Below are 21953 nucleotides of genomic sequence, written 5' to 3'. Positions count from 1 at the left end.
GTCGCAAAAATCAGTCGCACAATTTTGACTTTCGCACGCGACATTTGCGACAGAAATTCCCCTGAAAATTCAACGTTGGCCTGACCTGCTACAAAAATCAGGGATCTTCGTGACGGCTTCTCAAAACTTATCGTTGCTTCCCGCTTCTCCTTTGATCGGCCCCCATAACAGCGCGACGAGGGCGAGATTGGCGATGGCGAGAGCTGCCAGCGCCACAAGAGTTTGATCGGTGCCCCCGACCGAAAGCAGGATCGCACCCACGGTTGGGCCGGCAGCTTGGGCGACGAGACTGGGCCGGGCAAGCCGCCCCATGATCGGCGCATAGCGGGAAGGTCCGAACAGGGCGAGCGGGAGCGCACCCTTGGCGATCGAGAAGATGCCATTGCCGGCCCCGTAGAGGATGAGCGACAGGCCGATGATGAGAAAACCTGCCGCGAGCATCGTCACCCCTGCCGCGCTCAGGACGGAGGCGGCCGCGAGTGTCCAGAAGGGATGATGCCTCCCCCCGCTCGCCATTTCGCCAATTCGGCCGGCGACTTGGGCCGGGCCTATCAGCGCGCCGAGGGCTACAGCTTCGCCCAGCGACAGCCCGCGTTGCTGCAACAGGGTCAGCAGATGCACCGATATGATGGTGACGCCCAATCCGGCCAGCACCACGATCGCCATCATGATCAGATAGGCCCGGCGCTCATGGTCGCGCAGCTTGATCGCAGGAGCTTGGTCTTTGCCACCGATCGGCCTGGGCTTGCCGTTGCTCGGAAGGACCAGCAGCACGAGCGGCAGGCAGATCGCGAGATGAATGCCGGCATAGGCCATGCAGGCCCCGCGCCATCCCAGATGCTCCAGAAACAAGGCCGAGAGCGGCCAGCAGACCGTGCTTGCGAAGCCGCCCCACAAGGTCAGTGTAGTGATGGCGGATCGCGCGGAACGGCCATAATAGCCCCCGAGCGTGGCAAATGCCGCATCATAAAGGCCGGCCCCCATGCCGATACCGAGCACGATCCATCCGGCGACGAATACCCATAGGGACGGCGCAGCCGCAAGGATGACGAGGCCGGCAGCGAACAGCAGGCAAGCCAGAGCAAGGATGGGACGCCCGCCGTGCTGGCCAATGGCGTCACCCACGCGCGGGGAAACGACGCCGGCCGCGAGCAGGCCAATGGAGAGAGCGCCGACGATCCATGAAAGCGGCCAACCCGTATCGGCCGCGATCGGGGCGGCGAGAACGGCGAGCAGGTAATAGGAGCTGCCCCATGCAAATATCTGTACGATGCCGAGCGCGGAGATGACGGGCCACCTTCTCGCGTCGGGAGACAGGCCCGTTTGAGCCGGCAGGTTTGTCGTCACCGGACGCGCTTGAGCGCCATACGCTCTTCCAGCTTTTGGGCGGTTTCCTTGCGCTCGCTGTAGCGGTCGGTGAGGTAAGGAGCGACGTCGCGGGTCAGAAGCGTGAACTTCACCAGTTCCTCCATCACATCGACCACCCGGTCGTAATAGGATGAAGGCTTCATTCGACCCGCTTCGTCGAACTCCTGATATGCCTTGGCGACCGAGGACTGGTTGGGGATGGTGATCATCCGCATCCAGCGGCCGAGGACGCGAAGTTGGTTGACGGCGTTGAAACTCTGCGAGCCGCCAGAGACTTGCATCACGGCCAATGTGCGGCCCTGGGTGGGGCGAACTGCGCCAACCGCGAGCGGTATCCAGTCGATTTGCGCCTTGAGGACTCCGCTCATGGCACCGTGACGTTCGGGGCTGGTCCAGACCTGCCCTTCGGACCATTCCGAAAGTTTCCGAAGCTCCTGCACCTTCGGATGATCAACGGGCGCACCATCAGGCAGCGGCAGGCCGTGCGGATCGAACACACGGGTTTCCGCGCCGAAGTGGTTGAGGAGCCGTTCGGCTTCGAGCGTGAGCAGCTTGCTATAGGAGCGTTCACGCAACGAGCCGTAGAGCAGGAGAATGCGCGGCGGATGAGCAGAGGGCGTCGTTCGTAGGCGTTCAGCCGATGGGCTGTCGAGCACCGCGCGGACCACATTAGGAAGGTCGGAAACCGTCATGGCTTGGCCTCGGCCGGAACGGCAACGGGCGTCCCTTTCTCGGGAAACCACTTCGCGCCGAGCCTGAGCGCGACATGAACGAGCAGGATCAGTGCGGGCACTTCCACGAGCGGGCCGATGACGGCGGCGAAGGCCACCGGCGATGCGAGACCGAATGCCGCGATGGCGACCGCGATGGCCAACTCGAAATTATTGCCGGCAGCGGTGAAGGCGATGGCCGTGGTGCGCGGATAATCCGCCTCGATCAGCCGGCCCATCGCGAAGCTGATGAGGAACTGGATGACGAAATAAAGCGCCAGGGGAATGGCTATGCGCAGGACATCGAGAGGCAGCGACACCACGTCCGCGCCCTTGAGGCTGAACATGGCGACAATGGTGAACAGCAGCGCGGCTAGCGTTATGGGGCTGATGCGCGGCAGAAATTCGTGCTCATACCAGCCCGCGCCTTTGCGAGCGATGAGGATGCGGCGCGTCAGGAACCCGGCGAGGAAGGGAATGCCGAGATAGATCAGCACCGCTTCGGTAATGGTCCAGAAGCTCACGTCTATGACGCTGCCCTCAAGGCCGAAGAGGGGTGGCAAGACGGAAAGGAAAAACCACGCATAGGTGGAGAAGAACAGAATCTGGAATATCGAGTTGAAGGCAACCAGACCGGCGACATATTGATTGTCGCCGCGCGCGAGTTGGTTCCAGACCAGCACCATAGCGATGCAGCGGGCGAGTCCGATCAGGATCAGTCCTGTCATGTATTCCGGGTGGTCGCGCAGGAAGATCACGGCCAGCGCGAACATCAGCGTCGGGCCGATGATCCAGTTTTGTACCAGCGAAAGGATCAGCACTCGCTTGTCGGAAAAGACCCGGTGCAGTTCTTCGTAGCGCACCTTGGCGAGCGGCGGATACATCATCAGGATCAGGCCGATGGCGATCGGTATGTTGGTGGTGCCGACCGACATGGCGTTGAGAGCTTCCGGCAAGCCGGTGAATATCGTGCCCAGCACGACGCCGAGTGCCATCGCGGCGAAAATCCACACCGTCAGATAGCGGTCGAGGAAACCAAGGCGGGAAGCTGGCTTGAGGGAAGCCATCAGTATTCTCCAATCGCAGGCTGAAAGTCAGGCGGAAGCAACGCGCCGTCCATGTTCGTCAATGATCCGCTCGCCATCCTCTTTGACGAACTCGCCCCGTTGTGGGGGCAGCAGATCAAGAACGGCTTCGGACGGTCGGCAGAGCTTGACCCCTTGGGGGGTGACGACGAGGGGGCGATTGATGAGGATCGGGTGCGCCATCATGGCGTCGAGCAATGCGTCATCGCTCAATTCTGGATCGCCAAGGCCGAGGTCGGCATAGGGCGTTCCTTTCTCCCGCAAGATCGAGCGGGCCGTCAGGCTGGCGCGCTCGATGAGTTGCGCGAGCAGCGCCCGTGAGGGCGGGGTTTTCAGATATTCGATGATATGCGGCTCGACGCCGGAATTGCGGATCAGGCCGAGCGTATTGCGCGAGGTGCCGCAATCGGGATTGTGGTAGACAATGACATCCATGGATTGCCTCACGCCGCGCCAGAGCGGGGCGAGGCTGCCCCTTCGGATTGACCGATTTCGTTGAGCTTCATATTGAGCGACGATTTATCGAGGCTGGCGACGGGCAAGGCCACGAAGACCGAAATCCGGGTTTTCATGTAGCGAAACGCCGTGACAAAAGCCGCCATGCGCTGAATCTCGGTGCCCTCGACGGTGGCGGGGTCTTCGATACCCCAATGCGCGGTCATCGGCTGGCCCGGCCAGACCGGACAGGCTTCGCCGGCCGCGTTGTCGCAGACGGTGAACACGAAATCCATCACCGGCGCGTCGGGGCCGGAGAATTCTTCCCATCCTTTCGATCGGAAGCCTTCAGCCGGGTAGTCGTAGCTTTCGAGTACCTTCAGGGCGAGCGGGTTCACTTCGCCTTTGGGCTGGCTTCCAGCCGAATAGGCCCGGAAGCGACCCGCACCATCCTTGTTCAAGATGCTTTCGGCAAGGATCGAGCGGGCGGAATTTCCGGTGCAAAGAAACAGCACGTTGAAGATTCTATCGGAGTGATTGGCCATAGGCTCAGGCATGGGTGACGCCTTTCGTCGGTTTGCAGCAGGACAGCGCGGCGACTGCCGGGTTGCACACGTCCGGGTGGCCTTGGCAGCAATCGCGCATGAGAAATTCGAGCAGGCCGGACAGCGCCGGATAGGAGGCGCTGTAGATGATCGAGCGCCCGTCGCGCCGCGACTCGATGAGGTCGGCTTGTTCAAGGTGGCTCAGGTGGAAGGACATGCGCGACGACGATGCGCCGTCCATCGCTTCCCCGATCGCGCCGGCCGGCATCCCTTCCGGGCCGGCCGTCACCAGCAGGCGCACGATGCGCAGCCGGGTTTCCTGCGAGAGCGCCGCGAAGGCAGAGAGGGCTTGCTTTTCGTTCATGTATGCCTCAACATCTCAAGAGTAGTTGAATCATGGATACACGGACATGAACGCTTACGCCAGCCCCTTAATCACAGAATTTCCTGATGTTGCCTCGCTCGGGGCGATCCTCGATATTTTGGAGGGCCATGCCGACAAGGTTCTTGTGCTCGCCTATGGCGACGGGCAGCAGGTGCAGGCCGGCTATCACATCACGGAGGTCAAGGCCGGTTCCTTCGTCACGCTCGATTGCGGCGGCAATCCCGATGCGTGGCGGGAGACGGTCTTGCAGGTCGAGGATATTCCCCCGACCGAAGGCAGCATGCCGATGACCGTCGCCAAGTTCCGGTCAATCTTGGGAAAGGTCGGCAGCAGGGTCCAGCTTGACACGGACGCGCGGTTGACATGGGAGGTGAGCCGGCCCGGTGAGCCGATGCAGGTCTATGACGGGGCCGGAATCGAGATCGAGAAAGACCGGACGATTGTGCGTCTCAGCCCGCGCCCCGCAATCTGCAAGCCGAGGCATCGCGCGCAGCAGACGAGAGCGTCTGCCTGCTGCGGCTAAGCCCGCCCGAGCCATTGCCATGTCGCACTACTTCTAAATCCCGCTACGTTGCAGGTTCCGGGAATTTTGCGGCGATAGTTTCGGATAGCTGGCGAGGACTTCTGTTCATGCAGCCTTTGTTTTGCCTCGTGCCAGAACGCTCTCCACCAGCAAAAGCCCGACCCCACAGACAATCGCCACGTCGGCAAGGTTGAAGGCGGGCCAATGATAGCTGCCAATGTAAAAATCCAGGAAATCCGCCACCGCACCCTGCCGCAGCCGGTCGAGCAGATTGCCGAGCGCCCCCCCAACCACGAGCCCGAGGGCGGATGCCGTCAGGCGGCTGTCGCTTCGATGGATCCAGACAAGGAGGCCAGCGACTATAGCGAGCGTGAACGCCATCAGGAGCCAAGCCGGCGCCTGGCCGAACAATCCGAAGCTCACGCCGGTATTGAAGCCGAGCACGAGATTAAAGAAGCCGGTGACGGGGATGACCTGAGGCGGGTTCATAACATGGTTCAGGACCCACCACTTCGTCGCCTGATCAAGGAAAAATCCGCCAAGGGCGATGGGAAGGCCGAGCCTGAGCATGTCCAAATGTCCTTTAAACTCCGGCTTAGCCGATCCGGCCGAGGGCCGGGAAAGTCTGGAGCAGCCATATCGCAAAGCTGGTTAGATGGCCGGTGATCATGGCGATGCCCATCACCACCATCACCCCACCAGCGACGATTTTGAGCACCCGGCCAGTACGGCGCATCGACATCATCCGCGCCATGAACCCGCGCATGAACAAAGCGGCCAAGATGAAAGGGAGGCCAAGGCCGAGCGAGTAGACGGCGAGCAGCGTCGTTCCGCTTGCGACCGTGGCGTTGGCGGCGGACAGGGTCAGAATCGCGCCCAGCACTGGTCCGATGCAGGGAGTCCAGCCGAACGCGAAAGCGAGACCGAGGAGATAAGCCGCGCCGGCGCTTCCGCTGCCCGGATTGGCATGGAACCGCGCTTCACGATTGAGCCAGGGCATTGGTACGAGGCCTGTCGTGAACAGACCGAAGAGGACGACGATTACGCCTCCGATCAGGTTCGCTTCGAAAAGATACATGCGCAGGAGCCGGCTCAACACGGTTGCGCTGGCCCCAAGGAGGACGAACACGGTCGTAAAGCCGAGCACGAAGCAGAGGCTGAGGCCGAGAGTTCGGCTTGCCGCCTTGAATTCGGCATCGGCCGCAGTGCCATCCGGGCTAATCGTGCGGCCTGCGACGTAGGAGATATAGCCCGGCACCAGCGGAAGGACGCAGGGCGACAGGAAGGATACGACACCTGCGGCGAAAGCCGTCGCTATTCCGATACTGGAGAACTCCATCAGCCAATCTCGCCCGCCAGGCGGCGGAGCTTCTGCAATCGAATCTCACGCGGCTCGTGCATGTCGAGCGTGCCGACGAATTGGCTCTCGGCATCCATTAGGTAAACGCCGGCGGTATGATCCATTGTGTATTCGCCCCCTTCCAGAGGCACTTTTCGCGCATAGGCCGCAAAGGCCTTCACCACAGCGTCCGTTTCCTGTCGATTTCCCCGCAGTGCGAGGATGCGGTTATCAAAGGCTGTCATGTACTGAGCCAGCAATTCTTGTGTGTCCCGTTCGGGATCGACGGTGAAGAACAGGACGTTGAACTGGTCGGCCACCGGCCCGAGCTCGTTCATGAGATCGCTCAGTTCATAGAGCGTCGTCGGGCACACATCGGGACAATGGGTGAAGCCGAAGAAGGCGAGATAAGGCTTTCCGGCCAGCGCAGCATTGTCGATCGTTTCGCCTCGATGGGATGTGAGCTGGAACGGGCCGCCGATGGCTGCCGTGCCTGTCGAGGACGCGACCGCCACGGTTTGCTGTTGCCAAGGCTTGGATACGGACAGGCCGATGAAAAGCCCGCCGACAGCGGCGACGGCAACCCATGCAACAAGGCGGAAAAGTTTGACGCCGCTCATTGGACAGCCTCTCCGTGTCCGTCATGTTCGTTCGCAGATTCCGGACGAGCGCCCATGTTCTGCACAACGAACTCAACGTCGATCGCAGCGGCCTGCTCGAACACAAGAGTCGCGGCAAACCGCTCCCCATCCTTCAAAGGGCGCGATGGCTTCAAGAACATGATGTGCATACCGCCAGGTTGAAGCTCGACGGTCTCGCCAGCTCCAATTTCGATGCCATTTTGCACAGGCCTCATGCTGGCAACCCCATCGCTCACGGTCGACTCATGGATTTCCACCCGGTCTGACAGAGGTGATGAGATTGAAACCAGGCGATCGGCCATATCGCCATCGTTTGTCAGCGTCAGATAGCCGCCGGCTACCGGCGTGACCGGCGGAGTCGCGCGTGACCACGGGTGATTGATGGTGATCGAACCAGCTTGGAAGTCGTGACCCACAGCAGGAGAGATCGACACTGCAAGGGCAAGGAAGGCGGCGGATAGGGCTCGCAAACTAGTCATGTTCCTTTTCTCCTTTTCCAGCTTCGCCGGCCTTCTCAAGGATTTCGAAGCCGCTTCTGACAACGACTACAACCACACCCAAGCCAATGATCAGATCCGGATAAGGCGAATTGAAAAGAATTACTGCAAGACCAGAAACAGCGATCGCCGAGTTCACGAGCATATCGTTTGTCGTGAATATCCATGAGGCTTGCAGATGCACGCCACTTTCCCGATGTGATTTCAGGAACCACATGCAGATCATATTCGTAAGCGCGCTCGCGATTGCCACGGCGATCATGACCGGCCCGATCGGATCGGAGCCAGTGAAGAAGCGTCGGCCAACCTCAAACAGAAGCAAACCGGCGAATACTATCAGGAGCATACCCGACAGCCGCGCAACGCGAACCTTCGCCGCCAAACCGCGACCTACGACGAAAAGGCTGATGGCGTAGACACCGGCATCGCCAAGATTATCGAGTGCAGAGCCCATCAATCCTGTTGACTGAGCCCACCAACCTAATCCTCCCACAATGGCTGCCTGGGCAGTATTAATCGCAAGTACCCATGCGAGCGCCCATTGTTCGCTCTTCTCGGATGAATTGGCACTGCCCTGGGACTGATTACTCATAAATTATACCTCGGCTTTCTTGGCGAGAAGTGGAAGCCGCGACCTGCATGTGCGCACTGTTCAAGCTCATTTGTCGCGGGTGCCGCGCCAGGTCAGCAGGCGCAGCGCATTGGCCGTAACGAGGACAGTAGCGCCCGTATCGGCGAGGATGGCCATCCAGAGCGTGGTAATGCCGAATAGAGTCGTCACGAGGAAGACAGCCTTCAGACCAAGCGCTATTGCGATGTTCTGCCAGATATTGCCGAGCGTCGCCTGCGACAATCCGATGAGATCAGCGATACCCGTCACCCGGTTTCTGAGCAGCGCGGCATCAGCGGTTTCCAGCGCGACGTCGGTGCCCGCACCCATGGCAACGCCAACGGAGGCAGCAGCGAGCGCCGGAGCGTCGTTGATACCGTCTCCCACCATGGCAATCGGTCCATCAGCCCTGAGGCGGCCGATCTCGGCGAGCTTGGCGTCGGGCAGAAGTTCGGCGCTCGCCTCAAGGCCGAGATGAGCCGCAATGGCGTCGGCCGTGCGCTTGTTGTCGCCGGTCAGCATCAGAGGGCGCACGCCGCGATCTGTCAGCCGCTTCACACCTTCGATAGCGTCGTCGCGCGGCTCGTCGCGCAAGGCGATCAATCCCTCGATGGTCTTGCCCTTGATGAGCACGACGACCGTCTTGCCCTGGCTCTCCAGCCCGGTGATCGTGTCAACGATGCTCTCTTCGAGGCCCGTTTGTTCGGCGGCGTGACGGGGAGACCCGACCGAAGCGAAGCCGTCCTTCAACCGCGCTGTGACCGCTTTGCCGGGTGTGGCAACGCCGCCCCCGAAGGTGGCGGGCAGTTCGAGCCCCCGCACCTTTGCCGCCTCCACGATTGCAATCCCGAGAGGATGGCTGGTGCTGCGCTCGACGGCCGCCGCGATGGCAAGGACGGAGTTCTCATCACCATTGATCGGCACAATGTCCGTCACCTGGGGGTGGCCACGCGTCAGCGTTCCCGTCTTGTCGAAGGCAACGGTTACGACCTTGCCAAGTGTTTCCAGCGTCGCGCCGCCCTTGATCAACAGTCCCTGACGCGCACCGGCGGCAAGACCCGAAGCAATAGCCGCCGGTGTGGAAATCACGAGCGCGCAGGGACAAGCAATCAGCAACGTCGCGAGACCCCGATACACCCATGTCATCCAGTCACCGCCGAAGGCGAGCGGCGGCACGACAACGATCAGAGCCGCGACGACCATCGCGCCCGGCGTGTACCAGCGGCTGAAACGGTCGATCATACGCGCCGTCGGGGCCTTTGATTCCTGGGCTTCCTCGACCATGTGGATGATACGGGCGATGGTGTTGTCGGCCGCGACATGGCTGATCGACACCCGCAACTCGCCATTTGCATTGATGCTGCCGGCATAGACGTTTGCGCCGGCTTCTTTCAGCACGGGCACGGATTCGCCTGTCACCGGGGCCTCATCGACCTCAGAAACGCCGTCAATCACCGTGCCGTCAGACGGCACACGGTCACCAGGCCGAACAACGACAACATCACCGACGGCCAGATCTTCTGCGGCGACCTTCTCAACAACACCATCACGCTCGCGGAACGCGGCCCGAGGCACGAGATCGATCAGTGCTTCAATGCCAGCGCGCGCACGGCCGGCCGCCACGGTTTCAAGCAATTCGCCCACTGCGAACAGAAAGATCACGACAGCAGCTTCTTCGGCCTCGCCGATGGCGACCGCGCCGAGTGCCGCGACCGTCATCAGCGTCTCGATGGTGAAGGGGGAGCCGGACATCGCGCCGGCGACCGCCCGCCTCGCGAACGGGATGATGCTGATCAATGCAGCGCCCGAGTATAGCCATTGCTCCGATTCGGGCAGGACACGCGCGAGGGCGAAGGCAAGGATGAACAACGCGCCGGTAAGGAGCACAAGCCGACCCTTGCTGCCTTTCCACCACGCCTCCGTGCTGCGTTTCCGAGGTGGGCTCGCCTTTGCCTCGGTCTGCTCGATCACTGGTGTGTAGCCGAGCGCTCGGATCTTTTGCTCAATGGTGCCGAGAGCCGTACGGTCCTCATCCAGTTGCAATGCGAGCGTCTCGTTGGCGTAGCTGACATGAATGTCGCTAACGCCCGGCAGGCGTTGCATCACCGTTTCAATTTTCAACGCGCAGGAGGCGCAGTCCATGCCTTCTACACGCAGTCTGTAAGGGCTCGCTGCCGCCATGATGTCACCTCGACTTTCCCGATGTGACATTGTAGATAGACCCTGTAGTAACTATAGGGTCAAGAGATGAACGACAGAATTCTGATGATCGGCCAATTGGCTAGACGAACGGGGACCAAGGTCGAGACGATCCGGTTCTACGAGAAGAACGGTCTCCTGCCCGCACCCTCGCGTACCGATGGCAACTACCGTGCATATGAGCCGGGCCACCTCAACCGCCTCAGCTTCATCAGGCGTGCGCGCGAGCTTGGTTTCTCGCTCGATCAGATCAGGGAGTTTCTCAAGCTGGCCGACGATCGTTCGCAGTCCTGCGCGGCGATTGATGCGATTGCAAAGGAGCACCGGAAGGAAGTCGAGCGAAAAATCGAAGACCTAACTGCGCTCAAGTCGGAACTGGACAGGATGATAGACCAGTGTGGATGCGGGCTGGTCGCAGATTGTAGGATAATAGAGAGCCTGTCTCCGCTGCCAGCCAGAACCTAATGACTGCTCACCGCAGCGCCGGGCCTCTCGATGCCAAAATCTTTGCGGCGATCGGTGACGTAATCATCTGGATCACAGCGAAGAAGGCGGCAGGCACGGCGATTTCCGAGGGCAACCCGGACGCCGCTACGAACGCCGCCGCAATGGAGAACTCCTTTTTGCTCACCGTGAACAGGTAGGCGATCAGCTCTTGCCGGTCGGCCACAAAGACTTTTGCGATGGACCCGACCGCATAGCCGATCAGGTTCAGCGTGAGCGCGGCCAGCGCGATTAGGAGGGCGAACCAGCCATAGCCGAGGATTGTTTCGGCGTTTGGACCCACGACCGCCAGAAGCAGGAGCAGGTAGAGCACCGAACCAAGAGAGGGATAGAGGCCATCGTGTCGGCCGACCGCTTCCGGGTATCGCGTGCGTAGGTAGACCCCGATCACGGTCGGCAGCACCACGATCAGCACTAATTCCATGATGATCGCCCCGATGGGAACTTGCAGCTCGATTCCGGTGAGAAGCAGGAACAGGATCGGCACGATGAAGGGCGAAAGCACTGTGTTGACCGCATTGAGGACCGCCGCGAGGGCGACATTGCCGCGTGCGAGCAGGACCAGCAACGGAGCGGAAACGTCAGTCGGCAGAGTGCCGACAAGGGTTTGACCGGCGGCCAGCGGCCCAGAGCCGAAGAACAGCCGCCCGGTGAGCCATCCGGCGAGCGACATGGGACCATAGACGAGGCCAAGCGCCCAAAGCTGCCGGCTCGGCTTCCGGAAAACCAGCTTCACGGCGTGAGCGTCGAATGTCAGGCTGATGACCAGCATCAGCAATGCCAGAAGCGGGCTTATGCCGCTTTCAAGGACCATGCCGAGCGAAGGGACGAGCAGGCCAAGCGCGGCCGTTACAACGGCCAGCAGCAGGAGATTGTTTTCAACAAAGGCGAGGGCTTTCTGCATCGGCAGTCCTATTCGCAGCGGATCGTACCGGTTGGGCGGCCCTCGCATTTCGCGAACAGGGCAATCGCTTGATCGCAATATTTGCAGTGACCTTGGCAGCAGTCGTGCATGAGGAAGGCGACGAGATCGGAGAGCGCCGGCCAGTTGGCGCTGTAGATGATCGACTTGCCATCTCGCCGCCCCTGCACGAGTCCGGCACGCTCCAGTTCCTTGAGATGGAAGGAGACGCGCGACGGCGGCGCATCATCGAGCGCGCCGGCGATGGCACCAGCGGCCATGCCGTCAGCCCCCGCGACGACCAACATGCGGATTATCCGCAAGCGGTCCTTGTGAGAGAGCGCGGCGAAGCCCGCGAGCGCGTCGTTTTCGTCCATATCATTTCAACGTTTCATGTTTTGTTGAAATTATTGCTTATAGATGGAGCGCGCGCGCCTCAATCTCGCGCAATTCCTGAAACCCGCAATAGATCGGCTGCACCCGGAAAGTCGCGGCTATTCGTTTCACAAGACTTTATCGCAAGTGCTAAGCCACTTGCGACATGATTTCCGAGAGCGGACCACCTGGGGCGAACGTCGGCTCGGTCCCGGCGAGGCGGCCTGACGCCACGGGCCGGTCGAATCAGTCGAGAGCATGCCGGTGTGCCTGCAGATCATCCGACTGGTCAGGCACACCGCCGTTCTCCTGTAATTTTATCCCACACTACTACGACGACCGAAACTTGTTGAAACGACCTGTTTTGTGTCTCTTTTAGTGATCCCCATCCGGGGATCGTCTCTCGCCTCCCCGGTGGAACGGGGACGAGATGCCAGGCATCAACCACAAACAGGCAAATGTGGACCGCGGCGCGCGCATGCTCCGGACAGCGCTCGGGCCTGCCATCTCAACCCTGCTGCAAGACCCGTCTGTCGTCGAGGTCATGCTGAACCCGGACGGACGCATCTGGGTGGACCGGCTGTCCGAAGGGTTGGCCGATACGGGCGAAATACTGTCCGCCGCTGACGGTGAGCGCATCGTGCGGCTGGTCGCCCACCATGTCGGCGTCGAAGTCCATGCGCGCAGCCCGCGCGTCTCGGCCGAACTGCCCGAAACCGGCGAGCGCTTCGAGGGGTTGCTGCCGCCGGTCGTGTCCGCACCCGCCTTCGCCATCCGCAAGCCCGCGGTCGCAGTATTCACGCTAGACGACTATGTGGCCGCCGGCATCATGTCCGCCGATCAGGCGGAAACGCTCCGCGCGGCCGTCGCGTCCCGCGCCAACATCCTTGTCGCAGGCGGCACGTCCACCGGTAAAACGACGCTGACCAATGCGCTGCTCGCCGAGGTGGCGAAGACGCAGGATCGGGTCGTCATCATCGAGGACACCCGCGAACTGCAATGCGCAGCGTCGAATCTCGTGGCGATGCGCACCAAGGATGGTGTCGCCACCTTGTCGGAACTGGTGCGGTCTTCGCTGCGCCTGCGTCCGGACCGCATTCCGATCGGTGAGGTGCGCGGCGCCGAGGCGCTCGATCTCCTCAAAGCCTGGGGCACCGGCCATCCGGGCGGCATCGGCACCATCCATGCTGGTTCCGGCATCGGCGCCCTGCGCCGCCTCGAACAACTCATCCAGGAAGCCGTCGTCACTGTGCCGCGCGCGATGATCGCGGAGACCATCGACCTCGTGGCCGTCCTCGCTGGCCGCGGCTCCGCGCGCCGGCTGGCCGAACTTGCCTGCGTCGAAGGGCTCGGCCCCGACGGCGATTACCGGATTTCCCTCGCTTTTCCCGACACCTCAATCCCTCACGTTCCAGGAGAACCTGCATGATCCGTTGCGCCGTTCGTATCCGTCATCATCTGGCGACCGCCGCCGCCTTCACCTGGGCGAGCCTGATGACTGCCCCCGCCCAAGCGTCTGGCTCCTCCATGCCCTGGGAAGCGCCGCTGCAATCCATCCTTGAATCCGTCGAAGGCCCGGTGGCCAAGATCGTGGCAGTGATCATCATCATCGTCACCGGCCTGACGCTCGCATTCGGCGATACCGGCGGCGGCTTCCGTCGCCTCATCCAGATCGTCTTCGGTATCTCCATCGCCTTCGCGGCGTCCAGCTTCTTCCTCTCGTTCTTCAGCTTCGGCGGCGGAGCGCTGGTCTGATGGCGGTGAGTTTCGAGGCGCTCGACGCGGTTCCGGGATTCAGTGTGCCGGTTCACCGCGCCCTGACCGAACCGATCCTGCTTGGCGGAGCGCCACGCTCCGTCGCGATCCTCAATGGCACGCTGGCCGGAGCCGTGGGCCTCGGCCTCCAGCTCTGGCTGGCCGGCATCCTGATCTGGGCCGTCGGTCACATCGCCGCCGTCTGGGCCGCCAAGCGCGATCCGCTCTTCGTCGAGGTCGCGCGCCGCCACCTCCGCATCCCCGGTCATCTTTCGGTGTGAGGAAGCCCATGATGAATCTCGCCGAATACCGCCGTACCGCATCCCGCCTCGCCGATTACCTTCCCTGGGTAGCGCTGGTCGGCTTCGGCGTTGTCCTCAACAAGGACGGCTCGTTCCAGCGCACCGCGAAGTTTCGCGGTCCCGATCTGGATTCCGCCGTCGCGGCCGAGCTGGTCGCGGTCGCTGGCCGCCTTAACAATGCCTTCCGTCGCCTCGGCTCCGGCTGGGCGATCTTCGTCGAAGCACAGCGGTCGGAAGCCGCCACCTATCCGGCGAGCCGCTTCCCCGATCCCGCATCGGCGCTGGTCGATGCCGAGCGCAAGGCCGATTTCGAGGAGAAAGGCAGCCATTTCGTCTCTGGCTATTTCCTGACCTTCCTCTGGCTTCCGCCCGCCGAGGATGCCGCCCGCTCCGAGTCCTGGCTTTACGAGGGCCGCGAAACGTCGAGCGTGAACCCTTGGGAACTGGTGCGCGGCTTTGCCGACCGCACCGACCGCGTGCTGGCGCTGCTCGACGGTTTTATGCCGGAATGCCGCTGGCTCGATGACGCCGGGACGCTGACTTACCTGCATTCGACGATTTCGATCAACCGGCATCGCGTCCGCGTGCCCGAAACCCCGACCTATCTCGATGCGCTGCTGGCCGATCAGCCGCTGACCGGCGGGCTGGAGCCGCGCCTGGGCAATCAGCATCTCCGGGTGCTGACGATCACCGGCTTTCCGGCAACCACCACCCCCGGCCTGCTCGACGAAATGAACCGGTTGGCCTTTCCCTATCGCTGGTCGACCCGCGCCATCCTCATGGACAAGACCGATGCGACCCGGCTGCTGACGAAGATCAGGCGCCAGTGGTTCGCCAAGCGCAAGTCGATTGCCGCCATCCTGAAAGAGGTGATGACCAACGAGCAATCCGCGCTCGTCGACACCGACGCCGCCAACAAGGCGGCCGATGCCGACATGGCCCTGCAGGAACTTGGCGCCGACATGGCGGGCATGGCCTATGTCACGGCGACCGTCACCGTTTGGGACGAGGACGCCCGCCGCGCCGACGAAAAGCTGCGGCTGGTCGAGAAGATCATCCAGTCCCGCGATTTCAGCGTCATGGTCGAAACGGTCAACGCCGTCGACGCCTGGCTCGGCAGCTTGCCCGGACATGCCTATGCGAATGTCCGGCAACCGCCGGTCTCGACGCTCAACCTTGCCCACATGGTCCCTTCGTCCGCCGTGTGGGCGGGACCGGAACGGGACGATCACTTCGGCGCGCCCCCGCTGCTGTATGGCAGGACCGAAGGATCGACCCCGTTCCGGTTTTCCCTCCATGTCGGCGATGTCGGCCATACGCTTGTCGTCGGGCCGACGGGTGCCGGCAAATCGGTGCTGCTGGCGCTAATGGCCTTGCAGTTCCGGCGCTACGCGCGCTCACAGGTCTTTGCCTTCGATTTCGGCGGCTCGATCCGGGCCTGCGCCCTCGCGATGCAAGGTGACTGGCACGATCTTGGTGGCGAGCTGACCGACGCTTCCGAAACATCCGTCTCGCTGCAACCTCTGGCGCGCATTCACGAGACGGCCGAACGCGCCTGGGCCGCCGACTGGATCGTGGCGATCCTGACGCGCGAGAACATCCAGATCACCCCGGAGGTGAAGGAGCACATCTGGACGGCCCTGACCTCGCTCGCCTCCGCCCCGGTCGGGGAACGCACCATCACCGGCCTCGCCGTGCTGCTCCAGTCGAATGATCTGAAACAGGCGCTCCGCGCCTATTGCGTCGGTGGTCCCTATGGCCGGCTGCTCGATGCGGAGACCGAACATCTTGGTTCAGCAGACGTGCAGGCATTCGAAATCGAGGGCCTTGTCGGGACCGGCGCGGCGCCCGCGGTCCTCTCTTATCTCTTCCACCGCATCGGCGACCGGCTAGACGGGTGGCCCACGCTGCTGATCATCGACGAGGGCTGGCTGGCGCTCGACGACGAAGGCTTCGCGGACCAACTCAGGGAATGGCTCAAAACCCTGCGAAAGAAGAACGCCAGCGTCATCTTCGCCACGCAGTCACTGTCCGACATCGACAATTCAGCCATCGCGCCGGCGATCATCGAAAGCTGCCCAACGCGGCTGTTGCTGCCCAACGAGCGCGCCATCGAACCCCAGATCACCGCGATCTATCGCCGTTTCGGCCTCAATGACAGGCAGATCGAGATCCTCGCACGGGCCACGCCCAAGCGGGACTACTACTGCCAGTCGCGGCGCGGCAACCGCCTGTTTGACCTCGGATTGTCGGAAGTCGGGCTGGCGCTTTGCGCCGCATCGGCCAAATCCGATCAGGCCCTGATCAGCGAAATCCTCACCGAGCATGGCCGCGACGGGTTCCTCGCCGCCTGGCTCAAGGCGCGTGGCGTCGAATGGGCCGCAGAACTGATCCCGGACCTCAGCAATCTCGCGACCGAAAGCGAGGATCTGCCGTCCGTCATTTTCGATGAGGACGCGTTCGAGCTCACCCTGGAAGAAGAGGAAAGTACCCCATGACGCGCACAAAGACCCGGATTTCCCGCATGGCCAGCGCTTCGGCGCTCGCCCTTTCGCTTGCCGCGCCGCTGGCGCTCGCGCCGGACTTCATCACCCCGGCCCATGCCTTCTTCGGCGGGTTCGGCCGGATCGTCTATGATCCGACCAACCACGCGGAGAATCTGCTGACCGCCGCCCGTACGCTGGAGCAGATCAACAACCAGATCACCTCGCTTCAGAACGAGGCGCAGATGCTGATCAACCAGGCCCGCAATCTCGCGAGCCTGCCTCACAGCTCGCTTCAGGCGCTTCAGCAGAACGTCCAGCGGACCCAGCAGCTTCTCGGGCAGGCCCAGAACATTGCGTTCGACGTTCAGAACATCGATCAGATGTTCCAGCAGGACTACGGCAAGCTGTCTTTGACCGCGACCGACACCCAGATGATCGCCGATGCGCGCTCGCGCTGGGAAAACACCGTCGGCGGCCTGCAGGACGCCATGCGCGTCCAGGCCGGCGTCGTCGGCAATATCGACAGCAATCGCACGCAAATGTCGGAGCTTGTCGGCCAAAGCCAGGGGGCGACCGGCGCGCTTCAGGCGACCCAGGCTGGCAACCAGCTTCTCGCCCTCCAGTCGCAGCAGCTTTCGGACCTGATCGCTGTCATCTCGGCCAATGGCCGGGCGAATGCCTTGACCGAGGCCGAACGCGCCACGGCAGCCGAACAGGGACGCATTCAGCGCGAGCGTTTCCTGACGCCGGGGTCAGGCTATCAGCCCGGCAACGCGCGAATGTTCAACTGAGGAAAGGAGGCGGAGTATGGAGGGGAAGGTGCTGGCCCGGATCGCGGCCATTGTGTTCGTGGCCGTGGCCATCACGGCGGCGATCATCGAGATGTCGCGTGAGGAAGGCCCCGCGCCAGCACCTTCCGTCCCAGCGCTTCAGCCCGCCACCGATCCGCTGCGTCTGGAACAGCGGCGTTGCCAGGCATTGGGCGAGGCGGCGGCCAATGATGCCGACTGCCTCCGAACCTGGGCCGAGACCCGCGATCGCTTCCTCGGCAAGACACCCGCGCCAGCGACCCCCGCACAGAACGGGAGACCGTGAGCCATGGGCGGAACGGGGGTCATCGATAATTTTCTCGGCATCTTCACCAGCTATATCGACTCCGGCTTCGGCCTGCTCGGCGGCGAGGTGGCGTTTATCGCCACGACGCTGATCGTCATCGACGTGACGCTCGCCGCACTGTTCTGGGCCTGGGGCGCCGACGGCGACATCATTGCGCGGTTGGTGAAAAAGACGCTGTTCGTCGGCGTCTTCGCCTATCTCATCAGCAACTGGAACAATCTCGCACGGATCGTCTTCGAGAGCTTCGCCGGGCTCGGGCTCATGGCGTCCGGCACTGGCTTCTCGGTTGCCGATCTGCTGCGCCCCGGCCGCGTTGCCCAAACCGGGCTGGACGCCGGTCGCCCGCTGCTGGAATCTATTTCGGACCTGATGGGCTGGATCGCCTTCTTCGAGAACTTCATCCAGATCGCGTGCCTGTTGTTCGCCTGGGCGCTGGTGGTGCTGGCCTTTTTCATCCTGGCAATCCAGCTTTTCGTCACGCTGATCGAGTTCAAGCTGACCACGCTGGCCGGCTTCGTGCTGATTCCATTCGGCCTGTTCGGCAAGACCGCCTTCATGGCCGAGCGGGTGCTGGGCAATGTGATCTCCAGCGGTATCAAGGTGCTGGTCCTCGCCGTCATCATCGGCATCGGCTCCACGCTCTTCGGCCAGTTTACCGCAGGCTTCGGCGGTGCGACCCCGACAATCGACGACGCCATGGCGATCGTGCTGGCAGCCCTTTCCCTTCTCGGCCTCGGCATCTTCGGCCCCGGCATCGCCACCGGCCTCGTCTCCGGAGGCCCGCAACTCAGTGCCGGCGCCGCCGTCGGGACTGGCCTTGCGGTTGGCGGCGCTGCGATCGCAGCCGGTGGCGCGACCATGCTCGCGGCGCGGGGTGGCGCAGCCGCACTCTCGGGCGGGGCAGCACTTGCCCGCGGCGGTGCCTCGGCCGCCGGTGCGGCTTCGTCCGCCTATACCCTCGGCTCCTTGGGCGGGTCCGGCACGGCCGGGGTCGCCTCCGGCCTTGGCGGTGTGGCGCGCGCCGGAGCCTCCGCCGCCGTTTCACCACTCAAGCGCGCCGCCTCCCGCGCCAGCGACAGCCTGAAATCCAGCTATTCCGATGGTGCGAAAGCCGGATTCGCGGCATCCGGCGGCACGTCGACCATGGGCACCGTCGGCAGAGATTCGTCGCCTGCGCCGTCAACCCCCTCAACCCCTGATGGGCCGCCGGCCTGGGCGCAGCAGATGCGGCGTGGCCGGGCCATGAGCCACGGCGTCACGGCTGCTGCTCATGCTGTCCGATCCGGCGACAGCCACGGCGGCGGCTCCTCCGTCAGCCTTTCCGAAAGTGACCGCACATGAACATCTTCAAACGACCGACGACCCATTACGGCAAGGTGCCGGAACCCGAGACTCCCTATCAAAAAGCCGCACAGGTCTGGGACGAACGCATCGGCTCGGCCCGCGTGCAGGCGAAGAACTGGCGCTATATGGCGTTCGGCTGTCTGATCCTCTCGGCCGGCTTTGCCGCCGCGCTCGTCTGGCAATCGGCGCGTGGAACCGTCGTGCCCTGGGTGGTGCAGGTGGACAATCTCGGTCAGGCGCAGGCTGTCGCGCCCGCGAACGCCGATTATCGCCCGACCGATCCGCAGATCGCCTTCCATCTCGGCCGCTTCATCGAGCAGGTCCGCGCGATCCCGGCGGACGCGATCATCGTCCGGCAGAACTGGCTTCGGGCTTACGAGTTCACCACCGACCGGGGCGCGGCGGCCTTGAACGATTATGCGCGGGCCAACGATCCCTTCACCAAGGTCGGCCGCCAGCAGATCGCCGTCGAGGTGTCGAGCGTCATCCGGGCTTCGCCGGACAGTTTCCGCGTCGCCTGGACCGAACGCCATTTCGAGAACGGCCAGCTTTCCACGACCGAGCGATGGACCGCGATCCTGACTGTCGTGATCCAGCCCCCGCGCGATGCCGAACGATTACGCGCCAATCCGCTGGGAATCTACATCAACGCAATTTCATGGTCGCGGGAGATGAGCCAATGACCCGCACGACTTTCCGTAGAGCCGGTTTTCCGGTTTTCCGTAAACCCGCTTTCGCGGCTTTGCTGCTTTCCGCGACCATGTTGGCCGGCTGCGCGACCAACCGGACGCCGCAATTCAACTATGACGCCGACGTGCCGCCGCTGCCCACCGTGCAGACGGTCGCCACCGACGACCGGCCCCGGCCGCTTCACACGCCGCCGGCCTGGACGGTCGCGCGGGGCGGAACTGCTGCCAGCACTCCGGACGGCCGTGTCGAAAACGCCAATGCCGCCGCCCGTGTCGAACCTCGCCGTGAGGGCTATTACAACGCCATCCAGATTTATCCGTGGAGCGAAGGCGCGCTCTATCAGGTCTATGCGGCCCCCGGCCAGATCACAAATATCGCGCTGGCGCCGGGCGAAAGCCTGACCGGCGCGGGACCTATTGCGGCCGGGGATACGACACGATGGATCATTGGCGACACCGAATCCGGTTCGGGCGCGAACCGCCGCGTCCACATCCTCGTGAAGCCGACACGCCCGGACATTTCCACCAACCTTGTCGTGACCACCGACCGGCGCACCTACATGATCGAGCTGCGCGCGCGGGAATCGCTCTACATGCCTTCCGTCGCATGGGCCTATCCCTCGGCGCCGGCGGGAAGCCGTGCCACCACGCCCGCCGCGCCCATCATCCCCGCCGAGGCGGCGCGGAACTATCGCTACGGATTGCAGGTGCGGGGCGACAGCCCGCCATGGCGGCCGCTCTCCGTCTTCGACGATGGCCGCCGCGTCTATGTCATTTTCTCGCGCGGCATCGTGCAGGGCGAAATGCCGCCTTTGTTCGTCATCGGGTCGGACGGAGAAACGCAGATCGTCAACAGCCGTGTCCACCAGAATGTCCTGATCGTGGACCGCCTGTTCGGTGCGGCCGAACTGCGCCTTGGCAGCGGCGATCGGCAGCAAGTGGTCAGGATCGTCCGCATCAACCCGACGCAGGCCGCAGCAGAACCAGCCAGCACGACCACGGGAGGATCGTCGTCATGAGCGATACCGATACCGCCGCCCCCATGCGCCTGCGCGCCGAGCCGCCTCGTGTCACCCGCCTGTCCCGAAAGTTGCTGGCAAGCGTTGGCGCGGTCGCGCTTCTCGGCATCGCCGGAACCTTGATCTATGCGCTCCAGACCCGCGATGCGGGGCCGGGTGGCGGCGAACTCTATTCGACCGAAAACCGACCCACGGCTGACGGCCTCGCCGGTCTGCCGCGCGACTATACCGGCCCCGTCCTGGGACCGGCATTGCCGGGCGACCTTGGCCGTCCGATCCTCGACGCGCAGAACCGGGGGCAGCCAGTCGCGCCTCCGGCAATCACCACACCAGCCGTCGATCCCGAAGAGGAGCGCCGCCGCGCCGAGGAAGAGGCCGCGCGCTTGAGCAACGTGTTCTTCCAGTCCGGGTCGCGTTCTGGCGGGACAGCGGGAACGGCCATGCCAGGAATAGCCGGGATAGGCTTGCAGCCGGACGGCACAGGGCAGAACAGGCACGCGGCTTTCCTCAATAGCCCGGTCGACCGACAGACGGTTGCGCCAGATCGCGTCACGCCGCCGGCATCGCCCTACATCCTTCAGGCTGGAGCCGTCATTCCGGCCGCACTCATCACCGGAATCCGCTCCGATCTGCCGGGCCAGATCACCGCGCAGGTCACCGAAAACGTCTATGACAGCCCGACCGGCTCGCTGCTTCTGATCCCGCAGGGAACGCGCATCATCGGCCAATATGATGACGGCGTGACCTTCGGCCAGCGCCGCGTCCTGCTGGTGTGGAATCGCCTGATCCTGCCGGGCGGCCGCTCCATCGTTCTGGAGCGCCTGCCGGGCGCGGACGCTTCCGGTTACGCCGGGCTTGAGGATGGCGTCGATTATCACTGGTGGGATCTGATGAAAGCGGCAGGGCTTTCCACACTGCTCGCGGTCGGTACAGAGCTGGCGACCAGCGACGAGGACCGGTTGATCCGCGCCATTCGCGACGGCGCACAGGATACCGTCAATCAGGCCGGGCAGCAGATCGTCCAGCGCCAATTGCAGGTCGCGCCGACGCTCACCATCCGGCCCGGCTTTCCGGTCAGGATTATTGTGACCCGCGACCTGGTATTCGAGCCCGCAGGAGGTTGAG

General features: G+C 63.1%; 26 protein-coding genes. 12 read left to right on the top strand and 14 right to left on the bottom strand.

The features are described 5' to 3' along the window. Positions 1–120 precede the first annotated feature (120 nt). Genes OHI65_RS01750 through OHI65_RS01725 form a run of 6 tightly spaced genes read right to left on the bottom strand, consistent with a single transcriptional unit; the run spans position 121 to position 4507 of the window. Entirely contained in the window at positions 121–1347 is a 1227-nt protein-coding gene (locus OHI65_RS01750; RefSeq protein ID WP_012092639.1) for an MFS transporter, read from the bottom strand. After that, positions 1344–2060, bottom strand: a complete 717-nt coding sequence (arsH, locus tag OHI65_RS01745) for an arsenical resistance protein ArsH (RefSeq protein ID WP_012092640.1) — start codon at positions 2058–2060, stop codon at positions 1344–1346. Before arsH ends, OHI65_RS01750 begins: the two co-directional genes overlap by 4 nt. Further along, the gene (gene arsB / locus OHI65_RS01740; protein WP_012092641.1) at positions 2057–3145 is read right to left on the bottom strand and encodes an ACR3 family arsenite efflux transporter; all 1089 of its coding nucleotides are present in this window, start codon (positions 3143–3145) and stop codon (positions 2057–2059) included. The genes arsH and arsB overlap by 4 nt, the downstream gene beginning before the upstream one ends. Before the next feature lie 27 nt (positions 3146–3172). Then, positions 3173–3598: an arsenate reductase (glutaredoxin) gene (gene arsC, locus OHI65_RS01735; protein WP_012092642.1), complete on the bottom strand. Its 426-nt coding sequence runs from the start codon at positions 3596–3598 to the stop codon at positions 3173–3175. A gap of 8 nt (positions 3599–3606) precedes the next feature. Then, on the bottom strand, positions 3607–4155 hold the full coding sequence (locus OHI65_RS01730; protein WP_012092643.1) for an arsenate reductase ArsC: 549 nt from the start codon (positions 4153–4155) through the stop codon (positions 3607–3609). Next, on the bottom strand, positions 4148–4507 hold the full coding sequence (locus OHI65_RS01725) for an ArsR/SmtB family transcription factor (RefSeq protein WP_012092644.1): 360 nt from the start codon (positions 4505–4507) through the stop codon (positions 4148–4150). The genes OHI65_RS01730 and OHI65_RS01725 overlap by 8 nt, the downstream gene beginning before the upstream one ends. A gap of 46 nt (positions 4508–4553) precedes the next feature. Between OHI65_RS01725 and OHI65_RS01720 the strand changes: the two genes are divergently transcribed. Continuing rightward, positions 4554–5051 carry a DUF6428 family protein gene (locus OHI65_RS01720; RefSeq protein ID WP_012092645.1) on the top strand — a complete coding sequence of 166 codons (498 nt, stop codon included), beginning with the start codon at positions 4554–4556 and terminating at the stop codon, positions 5049–5051. Positions 5052–5156: 105 nt separating this feature from the next. Here the strand turns inward: OHI65_RS01720 and lspA are convergent, their stop codons facing one another. The 6 genes from lspA to OHI65_RS01690 form a co-directional block, all read right to left on the bottom strand. Beyond that, a complete protein-coding gene (gene lspA, locus OHI65_RS01715) occupies positions 5157–5621 on the bottom strand; it encodes a signal peptidase II (protein ID WP_012092646.1) in 465 nt (154 codons plus the stop codon). 25 nt (positions 5622–5646) lie between these two features. Then, complete coding sequence (locus OHI65_RS01710) at positions 5647–6390, bottom strand: cytochrome c biogenesis CcdA family protein (protein WP_012092647.1); 744 nt, start codon at positions 6388–6390, stop codon at positions 5647–5649. Continuing rightward, the gene (locus OHI65_RS01705; protein ID WP_012092648.1) at positions 6390–7010 is read right to left on the bottom strand and encodes an SCO family protein; all 621 of its coding nucleotides are present in this window, start codon (positions 7008–7010) and stop codon (positions 6390–6392) included. Before OHI65_RS01705 ends, OHI65_RS01710 begins: the two co-directional genes overlap by 1 nt. Beyond that, positions 7007–7510, bottom strand: coding sequence for a copper chaperone PCu(A)C (locus OHI65_RS01700; RefSeq protein WP_012092649.1), 504 nt, complete (start codon positions 7508–7510; stop codon positions 7007–7009). The genes OHI65_RS01705 and OHI65_RS01700 overlap by 4 nt, the downstream gene beginning before the upstream one ends. Next, entirely contained in the window at positions 7503–8120 is a 618-nt protein-coding gene (locus tag OHI65_RS01695) for a cation transporter (protein WP_012092650.1), read from the bottom strand. Before OHI65_RS01695 ends, OHI65_RS01700 begins: the two co-directional genes overlap by 8 nt. A gap of 66 nt (positions 8121–8186) precedes the next feature. After that, positions 8187–10319, bottom strand: a complete 2133-nt coding sequence (locus OHI65_RS01690; RefSeq protein ID WP_028034401.1) for a heavy metal translocating P-type ATPase — start codon at positions 10317–10319, stop codon at positions 8187–8189. 66 nt (positions 10320–10385) lie between these two features. Here OHI65_RS01690 and OHI65_RS01685 point away from each other — a divergent pair, with 66 nt between their 5' ends. Then, on the top strand, positions 10386–10802 hold the full coding sequence (locus tag OHI65_RS01685) for a MerR family transcriptional regulator (protein WP_012092652.1): 417 nt from the start codon (positions 10386–10388) through the stop codon (positions 10800–10802). A 7-nt stretch (positions 10803–10809) separates the two neighbouring features. Here the strand turns inward: OHI65_RS01685 and OHI65_RS01680 are convergent, their stop codons facing one another. Together OHI65_RS01680 and OHI65_RS01675 are read right to left on the bottom strand one after the other, a co-directional pair. After that, positions 10810–11745 (bottom strand): bile acid:sodium symporter family protein, encoded by a 936-nt coding sequence (locus OHI65_RS01680; RefSeq protein ID WP_012092653.1) that lies wholly within the window; start codon positions 11743–11745, stop codon positions 10810–10812. A gap of 8 nt (positions 11746–11753) precedes the next feature. Then, positions 11754–12119: an ArsR/SmtB family transcription factor gene (locus tag OHI65_RS01675; RefSeq protein WP_012092654.1), complete on the bottom strand. Its 366-nt coding sequence runs from the start codon at positions 12117–12119 to the stop codon at positions 11754–11756. A gap of 428 nt (positions 12120–12547) precedes the next feature. On the opposite strand from OHI65_RS01675, the gene trbB reads away from it, so the two are divergent. The 10 genes from trbB to OHI65_RS01625 are packed head-to-tail and all read left to right on the top strand — an operon-like array spanning position 12548 to position 21952. Beyond that, positions 12548–13546: a P-type conjugative transfer ATPase TrbB gene (gene trbB, locus OHI65_RS01670; protein ID WP_012092655.1), complete on the top strand. Its 999-nt coding sequence runs from the start codon at positions 12548–12550 to the stop codon at positions 13544–13546. Next, a complete protein-coding gene (locus tag OHI65_RS01665) occupies positions 13543–13872 on the top strand; it encodes a TrbC/VirB2 family protein (protein ID WP_012092656.1) in 330 nt (109 codons plus the stop codon). The genes trbB and OHI65_RS01665 overlap by 4 nt, the downstream gene beginning before the upstream one ends. Continuing rightward, positions 13872–14153 carry a VirB3 family type IV secretion system protein gene (locus OHI65_RS01660; RefSeq protein ID WP_012092657.1) on the top strand — a complete coding sequence of 94 codons (282 nt, stop codon included), beginning with the start codon at positions 13872–13874 and terminating at the stop codon, positions 14151–14153. Before OHI65_RS01665 ends, OHI65_RS01660 begins: the two co-directional genes overlap by 1 nt. Before the next feature lie 8 nt (positions 14154–14161). After that, a complete protein-coding gene (trbE, locus tag OHI65_RS01655) occupies positions 14162–16672 on the top strand; it encodes a conjugal transfer protein TrbE (RefSeq protein WP_012092658.1) in 2511 nt (836 codons plus the stop codon). Continuing rightward, on the top strand, positions 16669–17451 hold the full coding sequence (gene trbJ / locus OHI65_RS01650; RefSeq protein ID WP_012092659.1) for a P-type conjugative transfer protein TrbJ: 783 nt from the start codon (positions 16669–16671) through the stop codon (positions 17449–17451). The genes trbE and trbJ overlap by 4 nt, the downstream gene beginning before the upstream one ends. Positions 17452–17467: 16 nt before the next feature. After that, on the top strand, positions 17468–17755 hold the full coding sequence (gene trbK-alt / locus OHI65_RS01645) for a putative entry exclusion protein TrbK-alt (RefSeq protein WP_012092660.1): 288 nt from the start codon (positions 17468–17470) through the stop codon (positions 17753–17755). A gap of 3 nt (positions 17756–17758) precedes the next feature. Next, complete coding sequence (trbL, locus tag OHI65_RS01640) at positions 17759–19117, top strand: P-type conjugative transfer protein TrbL (protein ID WP_012092661.1); 1359 nt, start codon at positions 17759–17761, stop codon at positions 19115–19117. Next, complete coding sequence (gene trbF / locus OHI65_RS01635; protein ID WP_012092662.1) at positions 19114–19803, top strand: conjugal transfer protein TrbF; 690 nt, start codon at positions 19114–19116, stop codon at positions 19801–19803. Before trbL ends, trbF begins: the two co-directional genes overlap by 4 nt. After that, positions 19800–20828 carry a P-type conjugative transfer protein TrbG gene (gene trbG, locus OHI65_RS01630; protein ID WP_264358720.1) on the top strand — a complete coding sequence of 343 codons (1029 nt, stop codon included), beginning with the start codon at positions 19800–19802 and terminating at the stop codon, positions 20826–20828. The genes trbF and trbG overlap by 4 nt, the downstream gene beginning before the upstream one ends. Next, the gene (locus OHI65_RS01625; RefSeq protein ID WP_012092664.1) at positions 20825–21952 is read left to right on the top strand and encodes a TrbI/VirB10 family protein; all 1128 of its coding nucleotides are present in this window, start codon (positions 20825–20827) and stop codon (positions 21950–21952) included. The genes trbG and OHI65_RS01625 overlap by 4 nt, the downstream gene beginning before the upstream one ends. The last annotated feature ends 1 nt before the right edge of the window (position 21953 follow it).

The organism is Brucella sp. MAB-22 (assembly GCF_025908475.1).
Classification (GTDB): domain Bacteria; phylum Pseudomonadota; class Alphaproteobacteria; order Rhizobiales; family Rhizobiaceae; genus Brucella; species Brucella anthropi.
The sequence above is the reverse complement of the archived record's forward strand: the minus strand, read 5'-3'. Positions and strand labels throughout refer to the sequence as shown.

Bases quoted from the DNA above. Each gene is read 5' to 3' on its own strand.
- arsH (WP_012092640.1), bottom strand. From the start codon at position 2,060: ATGACGGTTTCCGACCTTCCTAATGTGGTCCGCGCGGTGCTCGACAGC.
- arsB (WP_012092641.1), bottom strand. From the start codon at position 3,145: ATGGCTTCCCTCAAGCCAGCTTCCCGCCTTGGTTTCCTCGACCGCTAT.
- arsC (WP_012092642.1), bottom strand. From the start codon at position 3,598: ATGGATGTCATTGTCTACCACAATCCCGATTGCGGCACCTCGCGCAAT.
- OHI65_RS01730 (WP_012092643.1), bottom strand. From the start codon at position 4,155: ATGCCTGAGCCTATGGCCAATCACTCCGATAGAATCTTCAACGTGCTG.
- OHI65_RS01725 (WP_012092644.1), bottom strand. From the start codon at position 4,507: ATGAACGAAAAGCAAGCCCTCTCTGCCTTCGCGGCGCTCTCGCAGGAA.
- OHI65_RS01720 (WP_012092645.1), top strand. From the start codon at position 4,554: ATGAACGCTTACGCCAGCCCCTTAATCACAGAATTTCCTGATGTTGCC.
- lspA (WP_012092646.1), bottom strand. From the start codon at position 5,621: ATGCTCAGGCTCGGCCTTCCCATCGCCCTTGGCGGATTTTTCCTTGAT.
- OHI65_RS01710 (WP_012092647.1), bottom strand. From the start codon at position 6,390: ATGGAGTTCTCCAGTATCGGAATAGCGACGGCTTTCGCCGCAGGTGTC.
- OHI65_RS01705 (WP_012092648.1), bottom strand. From the start codon at position 7,010: ATGAGCGGCGTCAAACTTTTCCGCCTTGTTGCATGGGTTGCCGTCGCC.
- OHI65_RS01700 (WP_012092649.1), bottom strand. From the start codon at position 7,510: ATGACTAGTTTGCGAGCCCTATCCGCCGCCTTCCTTGCCCTTGCAGTG.
- OHI65_RS01695 (WP_012092650.1), bottom strand. From the start codon at position 8,120: ATGAGTAATCAGTCCCAGGGCAGTGCCAATTCATCCGAGAAGAGCGAA.
- OHI65_RS01690 (WP_028034401.1), bottom strand. From the start codon at position 10,319: ATGGCGGCAGCGAGCCCTTACAGACTGCGTGTAGAAGGCATGGACTGC.
- OHI65_RS01685 (WP_012092652.1), top strand. From the start codon at position 10,386: ATGAACGACAGAATTCTGATGATCGGCCAATTGGCTAGACGAACGGGG.
- OHI65_RS01680 (WP_012092653.1), bottom strand. From the start codon at position 11,745: ATGCAGAAAGCCCTCGCCTTTGTTGAAAACAATCTCCTGCTGCTGGCC.
- OHI65_RS01675 (WP_012092654.1), bottom strand. From the start codon at position 12,119: ATGGACGAAAACGACGCGCTCGCGGGCTTCGCCGCGCTCTCTCACAAG.
- trbB (WP_012092655.1), top strand. From the start codon at position 12,548: ATGCCAGGCATCAACCACAAACAGGCAAATGTGGACCGCGGCGCGCGC.
- OHI65_RS01665 (WP_012092656.1), top strand. From the start codon at position 13,543: ATGATCCGTTGCGCCGTTCGTATCCGTCATCATCTGGCGACCGCCGCC.
- OHI65_RS01660 (WP_012092657.1), top strand. From the start codon at position 13,872: ATGGCGGTGAGTTTCGAGGCGCTCGACGCGGTTCCGGGATTCAGTGTG.
- trbE (WP_012092658.1), top strand. From the start codon at position 14,162: ATGATGAATCTCGCCGAATACCGCCGTACCGCATCCCGCCTCGCCGAT.
- trbJ (WP_012092659.1), top strand. From the start codon at position 16,669: ATGACGCGCACAAAGACCCGGATTTCCCGCATGGCCAGCGCTTCGGCG.
- trbK-alt (WP_012092660.1), top strand. From the start codon at position 17,468: ATGGAGGGGAAGGTGCTGGCCCGGATCGCGGCCATTGTGTTCGTGGCC.
- trbL (WP_012092661.1), top strand. From the start codon at position 17,759: ATGGGCGGAACGGGGGTCATCGATAATTTTCTCGGCATCTTCACCAGC.
- trbF (WP_012092662.1), top strand. From the start codon at position 19,114: ATGAACATCTTCAAACGACCGACGACCCATTACGGCAAGGTGCCGGAA.
- trbG (WP_264358720.1), top strand. From the start codon at position 19,800: ATGACCCGCACGACTTTCCGTAGAGCCGGTTTTCCGGTTTTCCGTAAA.
- OHI65_RS01625 (WP_012092664.1), top strand. From the start codon at position 20,825: ATGAGCGATACCGATACCGCCGCCCCCATGCGCCTGCGCGCCGAGCCG.